The organism is Halopenitus malekzadehii, from assembly GCF_900108505.1.
In the GTDB taxonomy this organism is placed as follows: domain Archaea; phylum Halobacteriota; class Halobacteria; order Halobacteriales; family Haloferacaceae; genus Halopenitus; species Halopenitus malekzadehii.
Map to the genome: position 1 here is coordinate 51820 of NZ_FNWU01000007.1, position 17888 is coordinate 69707.

Annotated in this window: 14 protein-coding genes; 4 read left to right on the top strand and 10 right to left on the bottom strand. The window is 49.9% G+C overall.

Annotated features, from left to right (window positions below; genetic code table 11):
- Positions 1-6: 6 nt before the first annotated feature.
- Both BLW38_RS11080 and BLW38_RS11085 read right to left on the bottom strand, forming a co-directional pair.
- A complete protein-coding gene (locus BLW38_RS11080; RefSeq protein ID WP_092817293.1) occupies positions 7-2406 on the bottom strand; it encodes a DEAD/DEAH box helicase in 2400 nt (799 codons plus the stop codon).
- Positions 2407-2408: 2 nt separating this feature from the next.
- Complete coding sequence (locus tag BLW38_RS11085) at positions 2409-3848, bottom strand: ribonuclease H-like domain-containing protein (protein WP_177167485.1); 1440 nt, start codon at positions 3846-3848, stop codon at positions 2409-2411.
- 317 nt (positions 3849-4165) lie between these two features.
- On the opposite strand from BLW38_RS11085, the gene BLW38_RS11090 reads away from it, so the two are divergent.
- Positions 4166-5152, top strand: a complete 987-nt coding sequence (locus tag BLW38_RS11090; RefSeq protein ID WP_092817295.1) for an acetamidase/formamidase family protein — start codon at positions 4166-4168, stop codon at positions 5150-5152.
- A gap of 39 nt (positions 5153-5191) precedes the next feature.
- Here BLW38_RS11090 and BLW38_RS11095 read toward each other — a convergent pair whose 3' ends face one another.
- The gene (locus BLW38_RS11095) at positions 5192-5530 is read right to left on the bottom strand and encodes a DUF6788 family protein (RefSeq protein ID WP_092817296.1); all 339 of its coding nucleotides are present in this window, start codon (positions 5528-5530) and stop codon (positions 5192-5194) included.
- A 789-nt stretch (positions 5531-6319) separates the two neighbouring features.
- Here BLW38_RS11095 and BLW38_RS11100 point away from each other — a divergent pair.
- Positions 6320-7576: a Cdc6/Cdc18 family protein gene (locus BLW38_RS11100; RefSeq protein WP_092817297.1), complete on the top strand. Its 1257-nt coding sequence runs from the start codon at positions 6320-6322 to the stop codon at positions 7574-7576.
- 1041 nt (positions 7577-8617) lie between these two features.
- The gene (locus BLW38_RS11105; protein WP_092817298.1) at positions 8618-9100 is read left to right on the top strand and encodes a GIY-YIG nuclease family protein; all 483 of its coding nucleotides are present in this window, start codon (positions 8618-8620) and stop codon (positions 9098-9100) included.
- 383 nt (positions 9101-9483) lie between these two features.
- On the opposite strand, the gene BLW38_RS11110 is transcribed toward BLW38_RS11105, so the two are convergent.
- From BLW38_RS11110 to BLW38_RS11140, 7 genes are all read right to left on the bottom strand, one after another.
- Complete coding sequence (locus BLW38_RS11110; RefSeq protein WP_092817299.1) at positions 9484-9954, bottom strand: hypothetical protein; 471 nt, start codon at positions 9952-9954, stop codon at positions 9484-9486.
- Positions 9955-10258: 304 nt separating this feature from the next.
- On the bottom strand, positions 10259-12280 hold the full coding sequence (locus BLW38_RS11115) for a tRNA-guanine transglycosylase (protein ID WP_245710173.1): 2022 nt from the start codon (positions 12278-12280) through the stop codon (positions 10259-10261).
- Positions 12281-12353: 73 nt separating this feature from the next.
- Positions 12354-13904, bottom strand: a complete 1551-nt coding sequence (locus tag BLW38_RS11120) for an ATP-binding protein (protein ID WP_092817301.1) — start codon at positions 13902-13904, stop codon at positions 12354-12356.
- Positions 13905-15146, bottom strand: coding sequence for a tRNA-guanine transglycosylase (locus BLW38_RS11125; RefSeq protein ID WP_245710175.1), 1242 nt, complete (start codon positions 15144-15146; stop codon positions 13905-13907).
- The gene (gene yaaA, locus BLW38_RS11130; RefSeq protein ID WP_092817302.1) at positions 15146-15604 is read right to left on the bottom strand and encodes a peroxide stress protein YaaA; all 459 of its coding nucleotides are present in this window, start codon (positions 15602-15604) and stop codon (positions 15146-15148) included. Before yaaA ends, BLW38_RS11125 begins: the two co-directional genes overlap by 1 nt.
- Positions 15605-15692: 88 nt before the next feature.
- Positions 15693-15908 (bottom strand): hypothetical protein, encoded by a 216-nt coding sequence (locus BLW38_RS11135; protein ID WP_092817303.1) that lies wholly within the window; start codon positions 15906-15908, stop codon positions 15693-15695.
- A 170-nt stretch (positions 15909-16078) separates the two neighbouring features.
- Positions 16079-16711: a vWA domain-containing protein gene (locus BLW38_RS11140; protein WP_092817304.1), complete on the bottom strand. Its 633-nt coding sequence runs from the start codon at positions 16709-16711 to the stop codon at positions 16079-16081.
- Positions 16712-17021: 310 nt separating this feature from the next.
- Here BLW38_RS11140 and BLW38_RS11145 point away from each other — a divergent pair, with 310 nt between their 5' ends.
- Positions 17022-17780 (top strand): helix-hairpin-helix domain-containing protein, encoded by a 759-nt coding sequence (locus BLW38_RS11145; protein ID WP_177167486.1) that lies wholly within the window; start codon positions 17022-17024, stop codon positions 17778-17780.
- The last annotated feature ends 108 nt before the right edge of the window (positions 17781-17888 follow it).

Here is a 17888-nt window from a genome sequence, read left to right on the forward strand (position 1 = left end):
GACTGTCTAGAGCTGGTTGATCAGATTGTCCAGTACAAGCAGTGTGGCGTCAGTATGGAGGAACCGGTTCTGGTTCCCACATTGAGAGTCCATTATACAAGCGGGACAACCACTCGTTCCGTTACAGTCACACTGGCTCACTCGCTCGCGAGTCCGTTCAGCGATCGTCGCTGTTTGGTCAAAGATTCGTTTGGTAAAGCCGAGCCCTCCTTCGACGGCGTCGTGGATGAACCACGTTGGAACGCCCGTCTCCGGGTGCGCGATAGTACTCAAGCCGCCAAGGTCGGATTTGTCCATCCGCAGTTCGAGGGGTGTGAGCTTGATCATTCCGTGTTCGGCGCCGTGGAGGCCACCACCAAAGACTTCCATTACGTCGCTGTCCGTTAGCGTCGAAGAATCTTCACCCGTGATCTCGCGAAGGACGTCATCCTGCAGTGACGGTGGAGTTTCGATCCACATCAACTGTGTATTGAGTTCGATCGGCGGAAGGCCCGTGGGTCGTAACGGTTGGGTCGCTGAGCCAGAATTGATGTCCTTCCGCCGAAAGTGGGTATAATGGATCTCGACGGTACCCGTTCCCCAAGAGAGCTGGTATCCGTTCCCGAGCTCTCGGGTCGCCTCCGGATCGATATTACGAACGGTCTTTTCGGAGATCGTCTCGGTATACTCGTTTGTCCGAACCTCTTCGACGGTGATGGAGGGGTTCGGAACGTCTTCGACGAAGTCAACGACCTCGTACTGGACCCCGTTGTGGAGAAAGAGCGCGCCTTCGTGATGGTCTCGATATGCTCGTTCACGGTCGATCGGCTCCATATCGATGTCCCGATCCTGACAGCGGACGTCGAACTGGATATCTGAGGACGTATACATCGAGATGTCGGATTGCGGTCGCGGAGAGCCGGTATAGCGGACGCTTCGCGACAGATCTCCTGCGAGTTTTCCGGCATCGATCCACATCTCGACGGCACGATCGAGGCGATCTCCATCGAACCACTCCCGATCGGCGGCCGTCAGCGGGTGTTCTTGTGCAGCGCACAGGATATGCTGTGCGTAGACAGGGTTGTTCTCGAGCCCAATGACGGCATCCTCGATCGCATCGCCGAGAACGTACGCAGGATCATCGAGGATGTACTGGTCGATCGCGTCTGCACGAGCAACGAACACCGAGAGGGCATCAGAATCGCCACGGCCGGATCGTCCGATCTGCTGCCAGAACGACTGTCGGGTACCCGGATATCCCGTGAGTATCGTTGCATCCATCGAACCGATGTCGATCCCGAGCTCGAGGGCATTCGTCGACGTGACGCCGTCAAGTTGCTCGCTCTTGAACTGGTATTCGGTTCCACGACGTGTCTCCTTCCCCAGGCCGGCGTGGTACGGTTCGACGCTTAGATAGCCGGAGTTTGGGTGAGAACTCGCCGCGTTACTGGCGTATTTCGCTCCGAGCTCCGCGTTCTTCCGACTCCGAGTGAACATCAGCGTCTGGGTGCCGTTGAGTCCAAGATGCGCAAGAACGGAACTCGCTTCGCGAACAGGATTCGTTTGCGCCTGTTGAAACTCCTCGAAGTCGGCATCAGGACCCAACAGCCCGTCGTCGACGGGTGGCTTCCAGAACGCGATGTCACGCTTGCCTCGAGGCGAGCCGTCTTCATCAACGACGGTAAACGATTTCCCGGTCAGTCGCCGCGAGTGTTCAGAGGGATTCCCGATCGTTGCGGAGGTACAGACGATCTGCGGGTCACTGTCGTAGTGTTCCAGGATCCGTCGTAATCGGCGGATCGTCCACGCAACGTGCATCCCGTGGACGCCCGTGTACGTGTGGGATTCGTCGATCGCGAGAAGGTCGCAGTTTGCCCAGAACGTGTGCCATCGCGTGTGGTGTGCCAAGTAGACGTTGATCCCGACGAAGTTCGTGATGATAACGTCGGCCGTTTCCCGAATCTGCTTTCGGCGATTCTGGGGAGTATCGCCGTCGTATACTCGAACGGAAATGTTCAATCCCAGCGTGCTGAAGAACTCGTTGAGTTCCTGTTCCTGATCTCGAGATAACGCCTTCGTCGGGTAGACGAGAAGTGCCGTCGAATCCGGATCCGCGAGATAGTTCCGAGCAATTTGAAGGGCATAGACGTAGGTTTTTCCCGATGACGTCGAGGTTGCGACACAGACATCATCACCATCTGCTAAGTGACGGAGGGCAGATGCCTGGTGGGTGTAGAGATCCCCCACAGACTCACTGATCGAATCAGCGAGCCCAGCACCGAGTACTTCGTGCGGATCAACGTATGCACCGGCTTGTGCAGATACGGATTCGGCGTGTTGTAACTGACCCTCGTACTGGGGAAACGTTCGTTCGAGTCCTCGAGCAGTAATTGGGGCGTACTCCGGTGGGTCTGGATCTGAGCTCATAGTTACCAATCAGAGAGACGTTGCTGTGTGGTTGTTTCCGTGATATCGCGAGATGGTTCGTTGGTCGATACGATACGGTTACTCTTCGCGAGTGACTCATAGATCACAGCGAGTCCGCGGACATCGTCTTCACAGTAGGACTCGAATCGGTCCCAATCCGGCTCCGTCGACGGGGATCGGTCCGCCATCCATTGTTGATATGTCCTGGCAACTGCAGCTCCAGTCAATCCGGTCTCGTCACGTTCGTAACCAAGCGCTGCGGCGACATCTTCGAGTTTATTCGTGCGGCCAGGAAGGATCGCGTTCTGCTTCTCAACTGCCCACTGGTAGGGATCGAAGCGATAGGTACTGTTCCAGTCGTCCTCGTAGTGTGGGCAATACTCGATGATGTGATCAAGAATAACGCTGAAGTCGAACTTCCAACCACGGTACGCGACGAGAGGACGATGGCTCGCATTCGCTGTATACCACGCTAGAAAGTCCTCGATCGCCCGGCCTGGCTCGTCAGGGTTCGTCTGGATAAACGACAGATATCGGCCATCCGTTGCTGTGCCGTCCAAGACACCGATAAGCCACGTGATCGTGGGAGAGAGTCCATCCGTTTCGATGTCGATGTACACAGGATCTCCGTTTGGAAGCGGGTCGTCAGATTTGCGTACGATCTCGTCGTGAGCGATCGCCGTTGCGCTTTGCTGGATGCGGTCGGCGATCGTCTGCCCGAGCCCAGGAAGATCGGACAGCGAACTCGTGGAGGTGCTGGCAATATCTTCACGACTCGTGAAACCTGCTTCTCGGAGCTGTTGTGCACGTTTTCCTCCAACCTGATCCAACGCTCGAAGCCCGAGTTGCGATCGTGTTACTGAACGCGTGAGTACACGTCCGTCATCGCGACAGTCAAGTGCAACCAGAGGAGTGCCGGCATATCCCGAATCGATCCCCCCACCAATAACGGAGAGCCCATCCCACTCACGGCGGTAGTCAGCCGGAAGGGACGCCGAGATGTGGACGTACTCACCCTCAAGTTGGTTCGTTTGAAGGGACGAGACATACTCTTCGCGACCGACAAGTGTGGTCGAAAGTGATGTTGTATCCACATCCAGTTCGAGGAGTCCACTAAGGACGAACGATGGCCGATCGACATTGAGATCTCGGTGTTCATACTCACGGAGTTTGCAAAGGGTCTGTTCAGTGGGAGAGAGTACGAACTGAACACCATCGATACGACGTGGACCACTCGCTGGTGCGTCACTCGCAGGATGATACAGAAGAGTTTCTGAATCGAGTTGTCGTCGAAGATGACTTGCAGCACGCGGTTCGGGAGAGCGGCCCGTTAAGAGGACGATCGACGGATCGTAGTAGGTGAGCCAGTCATCCAGTAGCGATGGCTCAGCCTGGTCAACAAATTGTGGAGATGCACACGCGATACGAGCTGAAGCAGACATCGACATTGCTAGAGAGGGAGTGGGTATTGATACGGGATCCACGGTCTTGAGTGTCTGGTTCAACGAAAATAGCAACCATACGTGAAATCGGCAGTGCTGTCGAGCGAGGTGAGTGAAGTACCTCGGGGTCAAGCCCAGTGCTTTCTCCTTGAATTCTGTTAACTCAACAGATTAGGACAGAACATATCTGCTAGTCACTGGGTCACCAATCTTCAACTGACATATACAGAAAAACCAGTGTGTTCAACTCATTCTTATTGAAATTTTCCCCTCAATGTTGCATAATAGTTATCAACAATCGCGGTGTGTGTTCACATATGAAGAGCATTGCGAGAGAAGACGCAACTAAATACGAGTTTGGTCGTGACATGGAACCCCTTCTGGAAGTAAGTCCAGGTGAGTCATTCAGAGTTGAAACGTGGGATGCATTTGAAGGAGTACTCTTTGACCACGGATTCGGAGAGTTCACAGCCGAAGATGTACCCAATATGCAGGCACCACCGCCAGTGTTCGATGCCAATCCCCTAGCTGGCCCCATCTACGTGGATGGTGCCGAACGAGGCGACACCCTAGCAGTAACTGTAGAAGAGATTCGCCCCCAACGAGGCGTAACAACGACAATGGAAGGATTTGGAAGTCTCGCAGGAAGGAGTGGTTGGGAAGAATGCCCAGTTAACCACGCCCACGAGGTGACGCTCAAGCCAGGTCCAAGTGGAACAACAGCTGATGGAACTGCTCATCTTGAAATAGAAGATCACGAATGGGCCTGGGATCTGAATCCGCACATCGGAACGATCACCACTGCACCGGGACGAACCGTTCAAGAGTCAGTTACCTCCCAAGGTCCCTGGGGTGGTAATATGGACGTCCGGGATCTCAACCAGGGAAGTACTGTCTATCTCACATCGTTTAACGATGGTGGGCTACTCTTTGTCGGAGATGTACACGCTTCGCAGAGTGATTCCGAATATACCGGGATTGCAGTTGAGTCAACTGCCGAGATTGTACTTAGTATCGACATCGTCGAGACACCTGTCCCCGGTGTCTTTCGAATTGAAGACGACGAATCAATAATCCACGTTGATTCTGCGTTGAATGCTGGAACAGTTGAAGAAGCGGTTAACGGTTGTTTTGTTGCTATGATGGAGGAGCTAGTCTCAGAACACGGGTTGAGCAAACGCGAGGCATATGTTCAGATGAGTGTGAATCCTGCAGTTACTGTTCGTCTCTACCAGTTTGTTTATCCCGGGTTTGCAACATTTGGAGTCAAGCTAGACAAGTCGTTCCTCGATCAATTTGCGTGAACAAATCGGAGGGTTTGCTAACTTTTGAAGAAGAAAATTTCACTCAGAGACTGCCCCCTTGTATTCCCAGTCAAGACTTCCTCCCTGTCGACGGACGATGTACTTGTAAGGACCGTGTAAATTGCCTTGTTGGCATTTACAACCATCTTTGCCACAGCTGACTTTCTTGATCACGACTGTCCCGTCGCTTGAGTCCTCAACTGCTTCGATCGATTCATTCTCGGTAACGTCGATCTCGTCAGCATTGACATCGTGGCGGTATGCGAGAAGATCGTCGATCCATTCCTGGAGGTCGTGGAGAGTGGGATTGTCCTGTTTGGGGATTCCCTCAGCGAGATAGTTCGGTAATGAATCGGGCGCCGGTGGTTGAGTAGACATTATCTTACCAAACAAACAGACGTAATCGTAATTAAACGTTAGGTAAGACTAGAGGTTAAGCACTCCGCAGTTTCCGAAGCTTATCTGGTTAAGAAGACCTATATCGAGGAATAGACAACGATCAGGTTGCTACGGATACAATGGTACTCCGGAGCGACTCAATACGCGAAGAGTTGCAAATATCCTCGAAAGACGGCGAGACACACCACTGTTTCCGAAGCTCTGGAGTTTGGTATGAGCTGCATCTTCGGTCAACGTGTGTGAAAACGAACGATTAGACGTGTTGAGCGTTTCTTTGAACAGGTACTCTTTGCCGAGAACTTCTCTGGGACGTGATTCTCGTATCGAATTATGAGTTACCCTCCACTGTTTCCTAAGCTTTTCTTGACGAAAGACGACTAAGACCCTCACTCCACTGTTTCCGAAGCTATCGTCTAGAGAAAGAGGGTGAGGGCGTAGGATACAGAAGATATTGCCGGAGAACGTTGAATCATCTCGGATCCTAATATAATAAAATAAATATATTTTATTTATTACTGTTCTTTTCTAGGGTACTACGGACACTGTTTCTAGCATAGTATCTTAATACTTTCCCTTATTAACTGAGTTCGTCAGAGGGGTGGGTGCGTTTCAACAATAGCTTCGGAAATAGTGGAGTGAGTGTGTTATAAAAAGAAAGGTATCTTAGGAAACGGTGGTGGGTGTTTGTTTATATACTACCGAGCTTGGGACGCTTCGGAAACTAAGGAAGCGGTGGTTTTATAGCATCGTGGTGTGAGGCCACCTTTCATGGGGATGTTTCAGCGAGATCGTCAGGTGTTTGCGGATGCTGAACCCCTTGACGACTCCTACGAGCCGGAAGACATCCGTGAACGCGACGAGGAACTCGAGAAGTACAAGCGTGCCCTCCAACCGATCATCGACAATCGCCCGACATCGAACATCTTTCTCTACGGGAAGACGGGGACGGGAAAGACTGTCGCGACGAAGTTTATGCTCTCCCACCTCGAGAACGATGCGACCGAGTATGACGATGTCGAGCTCTCGACTGTCTGGGTCAGCTGCGAGAATCTCTCCTCATCCTACCAGGTGGCGGTTACTCTCGTTAATGAACTCCGAGAGAGCAAGGACAAAGACCGCATCAGTACAACAGGGTATTCGCAACAACGAGTCTTCGATATTCTATACGAAGAACTCGATGAATTCGGTGGAACTGTCGTGATCGTCCTCGACGAGATCGACAATATCGGTCACTCCGACGATATCCTCTATGGTCTCCCCCGAGCACGATCGAACGGCTACGTCGAGGATGTCCGACCGGTGATCGTCGGAATCAGTAACGATTTCCAGTTCCGAGAAAATCTCTCACCGAAAGTTAAGGACACATTAGCTGAAAAGGAGATTCTCTTCCCACCGTATGACGCGAATCAGCTTCGATCGATCCTTAACCCGCGTGCCGAGAAAGCTTTTCACGACGATGTCCTCAATGACGATGTCGTTCCACTTTGTGCGGCGTTTGCTGCACAGGATACTGGGTCCGCCCGGCAAGCGATCCGGCTTCTTCGCGAAGCCGGCGAGCTAGCCCAAGCAGACGATACTGAAACTGTTTCTGAAGAGCATGTCCGGAATGCCCAGGACGAACTCGAAAAGAACCAACTCTACGAGGGGATGCAGGAACTCACGACGCAAGGCCATGCAGTGCTTTGTGCGCTCGCATACCATCAGGCGATTGGTGAGGTTCCAGTGCGATCTCGTGACCTGTACCAACGATATGTGAAAATCTGTGAACGTCTCGACGCTGATAACGTCAGTGAACGCCGTGTTCGCGATCACCTCTCCGATATGAACATGCTTGGTCTCATCAGCGTGTATGAACGGAATGAAGGACTCTCCGCTGGTCGCTATCATGAATACGATCTGGATGTTCCATTGAAGGCCGTTCTGGAGGTTCTTCTCTCGACGAACCGTTTTGAAGGACCTGCAAAGATCATCCGGTCGACAGCTGATGAAAACAACCTCCTGCAGTCCGATATTTCCGATTATTGAATCTTATCCATGGATTAATGTTGTTGTTAGGATATCAATTTTAATTGACTGTTTAATCTGGAAAAAGCTCCGGAAACGGTGGAGGGGGTTGGTTCTCTCGAAGCTTCGGAAACAGTGGAGGAGACGGATGTTGTGACTTGAGGATCTCTCTAAGTTGGAGTTCTCGGTCTGCGATTGAGTTAAGCAAAGCTCCGGAAATAGTGGAGTGTTCCAACCTCCGAAAGCTCCGGAAACAGTGCTGTAGTTCGGTGGAGCAGATCTTTCGGATGAACGAATATCCATTTACGATTTTTGAGTGCCACCACACCACTACGTCGAGTGAAGAACAGGCTGTGAACTGCTCTACTAGCCGATTTCTGATTCAAACCGCAAAAATATGATCGGTTCTTATCTAACAAATCTAATCAAATAACCAGGCGTTGTTTGGTAAGAAATTCTCTTCATAGACGTCGAGATCTTGGCTCTCTGTGAGTATCACGCATACCCGGGTCCTCCGATAATCACATCGCGAAAAGCTTCGGAAACAGTGGAGGGTGTCTACAGAGATTCAGCGAGAGTGCCGCGGGGTTTGCTTCCTCGGTATTTCACGCAAGACGTTGACGTCTGGGGGCGTTCAGTATGTGGATTGACCTTCGGTATTTGTGATTATCCTCTATGGAAATGTAACCAATCGGTGCCCGGCCATCCTGATGGTAGCTTAAGTAGTCAACAAGCCGTGACAGATTGAGCTGAAATCACTCAGTAGTAACTGCCAAGATACGCAGTTCTCCGTTGCCGTGATCCTCAATACTTCGATCGACACCAATATTTTCAAGTTTTACTTCAAATGCCCGTTGGGATATGTCCGTTCCCGCTTCACACACACCAAGTCGATTCAGTTGAGATTACCTCTGTGGCGGCCGAATATAGAGCATCCGACCACACGACTACCTTATTCCTACTTAACACGGCTCACCGCAGTCAAATATTTATTATACACTAGATACTCAACCCGTAATCGTGGATCTTAGCTCAATCCCAACCGATCCAGGTGTTTATTGTATGTTTGACCTAGACGATACGCCAGCATACGCGGGTCAAACTAGTAACCTTCGCAACCGACTACGCCAACATTTCGTTCGCCAAGATTCGAGTGTCTCAAGCTATGGCCGACTCGATCCCTGGGACATTGCTACAGTCGCTTGGTGGATCACGGACCAGACTGACCGCGCAGAACAAAAGTTGCTAGCCGATTTCGAACCGTATCTGAACTTTGCGGATGGGAACAATATCACGGTTCAGATAGATACGATCGATACTGGAACACCAAATGGTACTTTCGCACTTATGTCTAAGGATGAGCAATCGTTCCGCCGTCAGCCCTACAATCGCGTCAAGCAAAAGATCGAGCATATCAATCGAATGGTAGACAAGATTAAATATGCAAATCACAGCGACGATACTCGGCGAACTCTGTACGAACACAAAAGGATCTTAGAGCAGAACCTTGAGGAATTTCTTGGAGTTGAGGAATCTGACAACTAAAAGTGGGATCTATTTTTTGAGAATCTATATTTTATTTAGTTTAACCAAGAGGCTCGAGTTCTTCTCCTGTGCTTGTCTAAGTGTATTGGGCTGCATTATTCAGAGGCTTAATGTTCGTTTGAGGTTCCAGTGATTTCTCCTAGTATAGACTCTCGAAATGTTTGAACATACTTTGTTGAATCCGATGAATGCGTCGAGATTATTGTTTGACGTTGAAGACGGCGGCACGTCAACACCGTTCACAGAATTCGCGATACCACCTACGAAGATGGACCGTCTAAATTGATGCTTGATAGACGGAAATGGAAGCAACACAGATTACGTGTCAGCCGGAAAGAGGTAATGAGAATACGTTTATTTAAATCGATCGCTTTACACGATTTTTACTCTAATTCCCCCTCATCATACAGGGACTTCATATCCTCCCACCATTCATCCAGAATTATTTCTGGACGCATATTCCCGTCTAAATACTCAGTAGCCCATTCGGCTGCATCTACTCTATTGAGGTCGTACACCTTCTTTTCCGTCAGCTTTCCACCATCAGTAGAAATGTCTGATTCTAAAAGCTCATAGAAGGTTTTATTCTTAATTTTTTTCCCGAGAGAGCCATTCTCGGACATCTTCTGGAGATCGTTGCTATGGAATAGCTCGTCTTTGTAGTAGTAATCTGAACCCTCGGCGAAGGTACCATCAATATGTCCTATCTTCCAGTCAACTCGACGATTTCCTTCCATCACAGTCTGAACAGCGTAGACAGTTCCTTTACCCTTATGAGAAACATTGGTATTGATCTCAGTTTGGATCTCCTCGGTCTTTGATTCGTCTTGATCGTCGGTCGGCAGTTCTGTCATACTAACTTGGATTGGCAGATAGGTAATAATACTTGTTGCACTATATGGACGCTTGTTCCAGCTTTTAATTCATCAAACCGCGGATAAACAAAATTTTGAATCAACAGCTCAATTGAAATCCTCAATAGTTGATAGTCTTCTACACCCTCGATTGCTGAGAAGGAACAGATGCTATATTATTTTAGCATCCTTGCGAAGTGTGGATCTGATTCAAGTAACCTTGAACTGCCGGAGAGCAATTGGCGATTGGATCAACCGATATGATATATTAGAGCCTCGAAGATATCAATAATGGGCCCAGCGATTACTGGGGTGGTGTCGATGGGAGCACGTCATTTAGGTGCTCAGATAGCTCTTCAAGATTAGTTGCTCTGAAGTGTTCAGTGAGCGCGCGCATTTTCGGATCTTTTGGAAGGACAACGCCATTTCCGTACTCGGAGAACGCTTGCTCTATTATGGTGCGGTAGGTTTTGCTGGTCGCATAGCCAACAATGGCATCGAACTGTGAGCCGTATTCCTCGAGGTAGGAGACCAAACGGTCCGCGACGAGTTGTTTGCGCTGTTTCTCAGCGTTTGTCAGCACGTACTCGTATGATTTAATCTGCGAGAGACTCTCGTACTGCTCGGGTACGGGGCCGTACATACCGGAGACAGTTACTTTGTGAATCTTACTGCTCCACTCAGCGGTTGCGTCTGCCACGACACGGTGTGTTCGGGAATTAGAATACGGCTTAGTTTGGCTACACGGGAGAACGAGTAGTACGCGCTCATCACCGACCTGGTAGTCCTTCCGTTGAAGAATGTTGAAGTCTTCCGGTGTGTGTTCAAGCGAGATCTCTTGGTCATCGACTGGAATATCCAAATCAAGCCGTTCCTGCTCTGCATCACTTTGATCGGCGGTTAGTCGATTGTAGCCGCGCTCACGGAGCTGCTGTGCCAATTCACGGTCTCGGACTGTTGCCCGTTTTAATGCCCGCTTGATGTTCCCCACATCGTTGCGAGCCATCTTGGCAACGTATTCAAGCAACTTGCCGTCACCGTCGTTGATCAGCTCCCGCACATAATTCATTTCATCTTGGTAAACACAGAAGTTATGATAACTCATTAGTGCATAAAAATCGCTCTTCATATACTTTCCATCTGGATCATACGACTCGCTGTCGTACATCGTGACCTGTAGTTGCTCGAAACCTATCCGCCGTAGATGCTCACATGCGGGACATTGACAGCCCCAGTCGTCGGGAATCTGATCCGCAGTGAATTTCGACCAGTCCGCTACCCATCGTGCGTCGGCTGTCCGGTCGACATCGACACCAAAATCACCCAAGTCGTGTGTCGAAGCGTTCGGATTCCGGACGAATTTCTCATCTGAAACTCCAATCTCTCGATTGATGAATTTCTTGAACTGTGCTGCTTGCATATAGCTTGACGAGTCAAATGAATCCGCGCCAAGAAGCGTCAGGAGCGCCGTGAACTTCCCACTAATCCCGAATAAATGAAGCCCGAGATCATTTTTTCTATCCGCAGGAATCGCATCCTTCGCACCTTGCACGATGTCAACCAGCATTTCGACGTTCGTTCGGAGTGGGACGAGTGACCCGATTGCAAATCCCTCAAATGACTTGTCAATGTGCGTCGCACGGTCAAGGAATGTCCCAACGTACCAATTGATCGTTTCGTAGTCGTGACCATGAATAGCGACATATACCGCGGGCGGATCTGACTGATCCTCCAAGAGTTCAAGACAGCGTATGGCGCTGTCAATACTGTCTTCCATTCGTTGAGTCGTCTCCTCATCGTTCAGATTCGGTGGGATCGGGTAGTCTAGGGTAGCGATAATGTCAGCGCCATAATCGAGCTGTAAGTCTAGAATACTCTCTGGATTCGTGTAGATGGCCCACTCATTGTCATCGCCTCCCTCCGTTGGCGGGTCACCGAACGTGTCGGAGTTTAGAAGCTTGAATCCGCCTGAGTCTACAAACAACGGCTTGGTGAAATTCTCCGGCTGTGAGTGATACGGCTTGACCGGTTTATGATCAGTGAAGTGATTATGGATCGGTTTCGAGCGCCAGTTCTCAAGCGATTCGGGAGTGATATTGAAATCCAAAAAACTCATCGCTTGGAACATCGCACCTTGAAACTCGGGTTCTCCGAAGAGATGATTCCTCAATCGACTCCAAATTCCGCCGGACTTTTCGTTGGGTCCACCGATGAAATTGACTACGGGAAAGAACGCTGGTGTCTGAACATCGCCGTGTGGTGTGTGGATAGTACCGCGGCGTGCGTTGCCAGCATCGTCAGTCGTGTCGGTCTCAAACGATGCCATTCTCTACACTCCATTGACGATGGGATGTGATAAGTTCGGTCGTTCCGCGATGAGACGGTCTCAATTGGATCTGCTACAGTCTGTCCTGAACCGTGACAATATGGATATTATGCCGACGACCATTATTATATATCAGTCGGTTCTTCTCGAGGTCAATCGTAACCTCTCCACTATGATATCCTGAACGCTCAAGCTCGCTCAGCTCATCGCGGTCGCCGTACGACCAACAAATGATTTTATCGACGCTCTCAAGCGGTTTATCTGCCTTAAAATGATCTGTGAGCCGACGATGGATCGAACTCGCATAGAGGTTGGTATCTTGACGCACCAACGCATTGACCTCTGCATTTGGGTCGTAATCTTCAATTGTAATCTCCGGCTCAGCTCCAAAGCGGTTCGAGCGCTCTAATCCAAGGACGACTTCGGCGTCGTTCGATGGCGTGAACCGATCACGCTCGTGAATCCGTTGCTCGCGCTTTTCGATGGAAGATTGTTGGGATTCTGCGCGACGGGTGAGTTTCGCCTTACGACGGTGGGACAAGTAGTCTTTGAACCACGGATCTGATGCGATCTTCGAAAGGTAGTGACTGAGTTCCTCTACGATTGTCTGATACACCGGGCTAGACTTGTTCCGTATCTTTTCGCGGTTTGCCGACAACTCAAGGTCTTGGCAGTTTGCAATGAAGAAGAAATGGAGGAACTCGTTGTCGTGTGAGATGGTGTCATTGACTCGTTCAACTTTGATATGATCTTTTGCCAGCCAGACGCCGAACTGTGCCGAGTGCTTCCCGTAAGTAGGAAGCTCGTTACGAGCGTCTTTACCTCCTACCATTCCAACCACTTCTACAGTTGTTTCAGTTCCATTTTCGGTCTCGGCGGTGAGTTCCCGTGGCGGGTAGTGTTTACACATCCGCGATTCCGAGAATTGGCCTTCTCCGGGCTCCCGCTGCTCGGACGGGAACTCAAGCTTGTTGTTCATTACCAGTCGGTCTCGTGTGTCATCAATCTCGTCTCCGAGGATGACCGTTATCTCCATTTCTCGGAAATCATCTGTGAAGAAGTGACCTGTTGATCCGGCGAGCGTCTTCCATTTCAGGTAGTGCTCGATCTTGTTGTAGGTAAGCGATGCTGGCGAGAAACCGTAGCCGGATTTAAATCCGGTAATACGAATATGTGTCCCGGAGTTCCCTTCTTTGACTGTCTCCTCATTCAGCACATACTCGGGCATAGTCCGGTTATTGAGCTTTTCCCACGGCTGATCCATCTGTGCGCGTAAGTTGGTCCCGTTCTTCGTGGTATTGACGAGTACCTCTTCGCTTTTGTAGAAAATTTTTGTTCCGTGACCTTTGTACCCGATCGAGCCGTTTTGGTGGCCTCGTTTCGTGGAATTTCCGAGATCAAAGAACGACTCAAGATCAGCGTGATCCATTCCCTCTCCGTCGTCTTCGATAACGATTTCTGATCCAATCGATCGGTCTCGAATGGTAATTTCCACTTCCGTCGCACCGGCATCATAACTGTTCGACAGCGACTCGCGGATTACTTCAAGTGGGTCCTCAAAGTCGCTAGCGATCTCTAAAAATTCGTTTACTTCGTTTACTTGTGGTGTTTTCGTCGTTGACATTCAGAAGTACCCCCCGAGTGATTCGTTTACAACGCGATGCGCGTGCTGTTGCATCGACTTTTCTCGGCCCAGAGACTGCTCGATATACGAAATCAGCGCTTCGTCTCCCGGAGTTTGAATTGCGGATTGGATACGTTTTATTTCCTCTTTTTGGATGATCAGGTTATGCATTGCAACGGTACCGAGTTTGTCCTTCTGGTACTCCACGTTCCCTTCCATCCGATTAACTAACACGTCATCACTACAGACCTGACAGTCACATTCTGTAAAATCGACTTCGTCTATGGGCTCTGAATTGTACAATGATGTATCGTATTTCCCGTTAATCGCGGAGTGAATATATGATGATGAATCAAACGTGTCTGCACCGACTGCTGCCAAGAGAGGAATCGCACTAGATGAGATCCCAAGCACGTGGAGTGGGAGTTCCTCAAACCCCCAGTCACTCAAAACTTCACGGCAATCACTCACTGCAGTGATCAGCTTCCCCTTATTATCTTTGAGTGGAACGAGACTCCCGAGGGCGACCCCATCAAATTCACGATGGACACGGTCCTGACCGATGACTTTCTCAATTTCTGTGAGAAATGTATCGAGCATTGAATAGTTGTACCCATGGAGTGTCAGATATCGCGTGTCGTCTCGAGTTGTGAGGTTAAGGAACTCGTCGACGTTTTCGGCTGTAAGTCGTGCTTTCTCGACACGAGTCAAGTAGTCATCGTCCGGCTCAATTGGTCGATCAAGATTTACAAGAACGTCTCCACCAAGTTTCCGTTGTATTTCAACGATTGCTTCTTGATCGACTTCGACCTCAAAGTCGCTGCCATCTAAAGTTCCGTCTCCGAGAAATTTGAACCCACCTGAGTCAAGGAAAAGGGTGCCATTAAAATCGAACACATCGCGGTCTCTGATTGGTTCGGAGATGTAGTCTTCGTACCGTTCTCTTGAGATACCGTAGTCCGTGAGTGACGAAACAGAGGTCATCACACCATCGAAATATCGACTGTAATCACCACCGTTTACGACATCGTCGCCGTTTATGAACTCCTTTATTGTACGGTGGATCCCACCGCCGTAAAGGCTGGAATCGGTGCCACCGGCGTAGAAGTTCACCACCGGTAGCAGGTTGGGTGTTTCCAACTCGGTATCGTCAATCCTGAGCACACCGCTTCGAGCGTCTCCAGCCTCGCTAATAATCTCGAACAGTCCGTCATCAAGACGTTGTGAGCCGGAAGGGGCCATCAGGTAATCACCGCGGGAACAGTGTCCGACCGAACGAATCGCTTCAGCTGTTTTCCCTTCTCCCCGATACCGTCCCCTTGGACTGTCGATATGTCGACATCACACCGATCGGATAAATCACCAACCGCTTGTAGGTACTCCTTTCCCAAGTTTAGGACAATCTCGTCGTATCTCTTTTCTTCGATACGTTTACGAATAGCATCGGTCACCTGATCTCGGAGTTCCTCAGCGCGAGAAGTGGTCATCCGTCGGTCGTACGTAGTTATCGCGTCCTCAGTGTCGATGATTCCGTATTCTGCAGAGAGTATACAGATGTCGATATCGGGATCGAAGGCCTCCTCTCGTTTCGCCTTTTTGATAATTCTGAAAAAGTATCCGTCGTAGACGTCTAGTGCCTGTGTCGGCTCCGTCACCTGATTCTTTGTGGCCGAGCAGGACTGTACCAGCAGTGAAGGCATTGAGAGTTTATCCAACGCGGGGGACCTAAAATCTTCCCACGTACCGGCCCGGCGACTAATCAAAGAAGTACGCCTGTTCATAGAGTTCCTACGGGAGGGCGTTTCCTACCCTCCTACTAGTTACTTTACTGTCATCTCCTAACGACTGAAACTTCAGATGAACGATCCGTATATCATAGTCGATATAAGCCGAGGCGTCCGTCGTTCCCGTTGGTCCGAACTTGTCGAGAACGTTGAGGAAAGTCTCTAACCGGTACTCTTCGGCAAACTGATCGCTTTCCTTGTCACGCTTTTTGTTTACCATATCGTGTCCACCCGCGCGTTTCACATAGCGTATTGGACTCGAATACCGGATCTAGAGGCTCACACCAATAAGTGCTCTCTTGATGAGTATCCCAGTTAGTACCAACGAGTTCTCGGAGGCTCCGGCACCCGAACCGAGCCTTCAGATACGAGGACGAATCCGTAGTCGACTCAACGACGTTCTTCATCCTGTCGCGAACGATCTTCCTCGGTGAAGTTCGACATCGTTCCAGTTGAGCGAGCATCACTGATACGCTGGGATGTCGAGTCGTATGCGGCTCTGGCACCATCTCCCGAATGGGCCATATCAAGAGATTTGTTTGCATCAATACCCATTCCTTCAGCAGTTAGTGCAGCATCCTGGTTCGCGCCGATAAAAAGAAACTCCCAACTGTCCACCTGCTTCCTCGTTTCTATCTGCTCTCGAATGGCACTCTGAGGTATTTCTGAGGCATTCTCTTTTCCATCAGTCAGAATCACGATAGTGATTATTTCGGGTCGGTTCTCTGGGTCGATATCGTCGATGAAGCTTGCAGTATTTTCGATTGCAGTGTAGATCGCGTCGTAGAGTGCGGTCTGACCGCCTGGCGTATACGTATTTTTCGACAACTCAGGGGCACTTTCTATTGTCGTCCCGCGATACGTTATATCAACTGTCGAGTCGAAATCGACGAGCGAGACAGTTGCACTCCCCTTTTCATTGCGCTGATCCACGAGGAATGTATTGAACCCACCGATGGTATCTTCTCCAATGGCTGACATTGATCCCGACGAATCGAGGACAAAGGTGATATGTGCATCCATAGTGCACTCGGCGGAGGGTAATTATATCCCATAAAAAGATATTCGCAAGTATCTCCTGGATGATATTAGTGATAAATTTCTTTGAGCGGATGTTGACTATCCGTCTCGTGGGACGTAATCACCTGCAAATACACCAGTTTGTGCTCTACTTTCTAGATCAGATAAGCAAGTGATTGCTTGGCCGTCAGTTTTTAAATCGTGCCTACCAGTTAATATATTGAAACTGGATGCCGGTAACCAATCAGTCTAGTGTGATCGATAACAACTTGAACTCAGAATGACCCGAGAAAGGGGGGACACATCTCCGAATATGAAGCCCGGGCCTAGAGAGATGCGTTCAAAAGCTCGAGGGAAGATCTCGAAAGCAGCGTTCACGAACCGAGAGGCCGGACCTTTCTCGAAAGAGTATCTCTCAGGGAGGTCTATCTATGCGCGTCTCCAAAAGGGCGAGGTCATCCAATATCTTCTTGTCAACAAGTCTGATGGTGTTATGGTCCATTCAGCAGACGGCGCGGAAAGTGAGTCGATAACCGCTGGTTCCAACTATCGGTCGGTTATGGCTATTACTGATCGTCGAATCCAGTTTGCGCTTGGGGGACACGAGGACACTATATTAGAAATCAAGGACAAAGAAGTGACTGGGGCAGATTTTCAAACCAACCCATGGGAAAGAAGTATTACTGTCACAACAGAGTCGAAACAGTACAAATTTCCCGTTAGCATAGAGGAATCATCAGATCACGAAGACGCTGTCAAGTACATTCAGGATTACCTTGTTCTTGAGACATCTATCACAGAAACCGGCGTCACATCAGATAGCTCTTCTACATTGGTTAGCGAAAGTAAGGTATCTGAGCCGCAGTCTCCCCCCGACAAGATCCCCCCTGGAGAACTGCAAGAAGTGAACGGCATAACCGATACGATTGAAAGATCACTTCGCGGATCTGGATTCGAGACTCGGAGCGACCTGAAGAAAGCGTCACTAAACGACCTCGCCGAAGTCGCGGATATCAGCGAACAGGTTGCGATGCGAATCAAACTTGACGTCGGCGGAGAATCGAGAGAGTGAAGAAATATAATCATAGAAACATATCGTAGTAATTATCGAAACTATCCCAATGCACTCACCACAGCGAACACTCGACTCCGCGATTGACCGTGCAGCAGAGATTACCTG

Coding starts and splice junctions, on each gene's coding strand:
- BLW38_RS11080 (WP_092817293.1), bottom strand. CDS start 2,406: ATGAGCTCAGATCCAGACCCACCGGAGTACGCCCCAATTACTGCTCGA.
- BLW38_RS11085 (WP_177167485.1), bottom strand. CDS start 3,848: ATGTCTGCTTCAGCTCGTATCGCGTGTGCATCTCCACAATTTGTTGAC.
- BLW38_RS11090 (WP_092817295.1), top strand. CDS start 4,166: ATGAAGAGCATTGCGAGAGAAGACGCAACTAAATACGAGTTTGGTCGT.
- BLW38_RS11095 (WP_092817296.1), bottom strand. CDS start 5,530: ATGTCTACTCAACCACCGGCGCCCGATTCATTACCGAACTATCTCGCT.
- BLW38_RS11100 (WP_092817297.1), top strand. CDS start 6,320: ATGGGGATGTTTCAGCGAGATCGTCAGGTGTTTGCGGATGCTGAACCC.
- BLW38_RS11105 (WP_092817298.1), top strand. CDS start 8,618: ATGTTTGACCTAGACGATACGCCAGCATACGCGGGTCAAACTAGTAAC.
- BLW38_RS11110 (WP_092817299.1), bottom strand. CDS start 9,954: ATGACAGAACTGCCGACCGACGATCAAGACGAATCAAAGACCGAGGAG.
- BLW38_RS11115 (WP_245710173.1), bottom strand. CDS start 12,280: ATGGCATCGTTTGAGACCGACACGACTGACGATGCTGGCAACGCACGC.
- BLW38_RS11120 (WP_092817301.1), bottom strand. CDS start 13,904: ATGTCAACGACGAAAACACCACAAGTAAACGAAGTAAACGAATTTTTA.
- BLW38_RS11125 (WP_245710175.1), bottom strand. CDS start 15,146: ATGGCCCCTTCCGGCTCACAACGTCTTGATGACGGACTGTTCGAGATT.
- yaaA (WP_092817302.1), bottom strand. CDS start 15,604: ATGCCTTCACTGCTGGTACAGTCCTGCTCGGCCACAAAGAATCAGGTG.
- BLW38_RS11135 (WP_092817303.1), bottom strand. CDS start 15,908: ATGGTAAACAAAAAGCGTGACAAGGAAAGCGATCAGTTTGCCGAAGAG.
- BLW38_RS11140 (WP_092817304.1), bottom strand. CDS start 16,711: ATGGATGCACATATCACCTTTGTCCTCGATTCGTCGGGATCAATGTCA.
- BLW38_RS11145 (WP_177167486.1), top strand. CDS start 17,022: ATGAAGCCCGGGCCTAGAGAGATGCGTTCAAAAGCTCGAGGGAAGATC.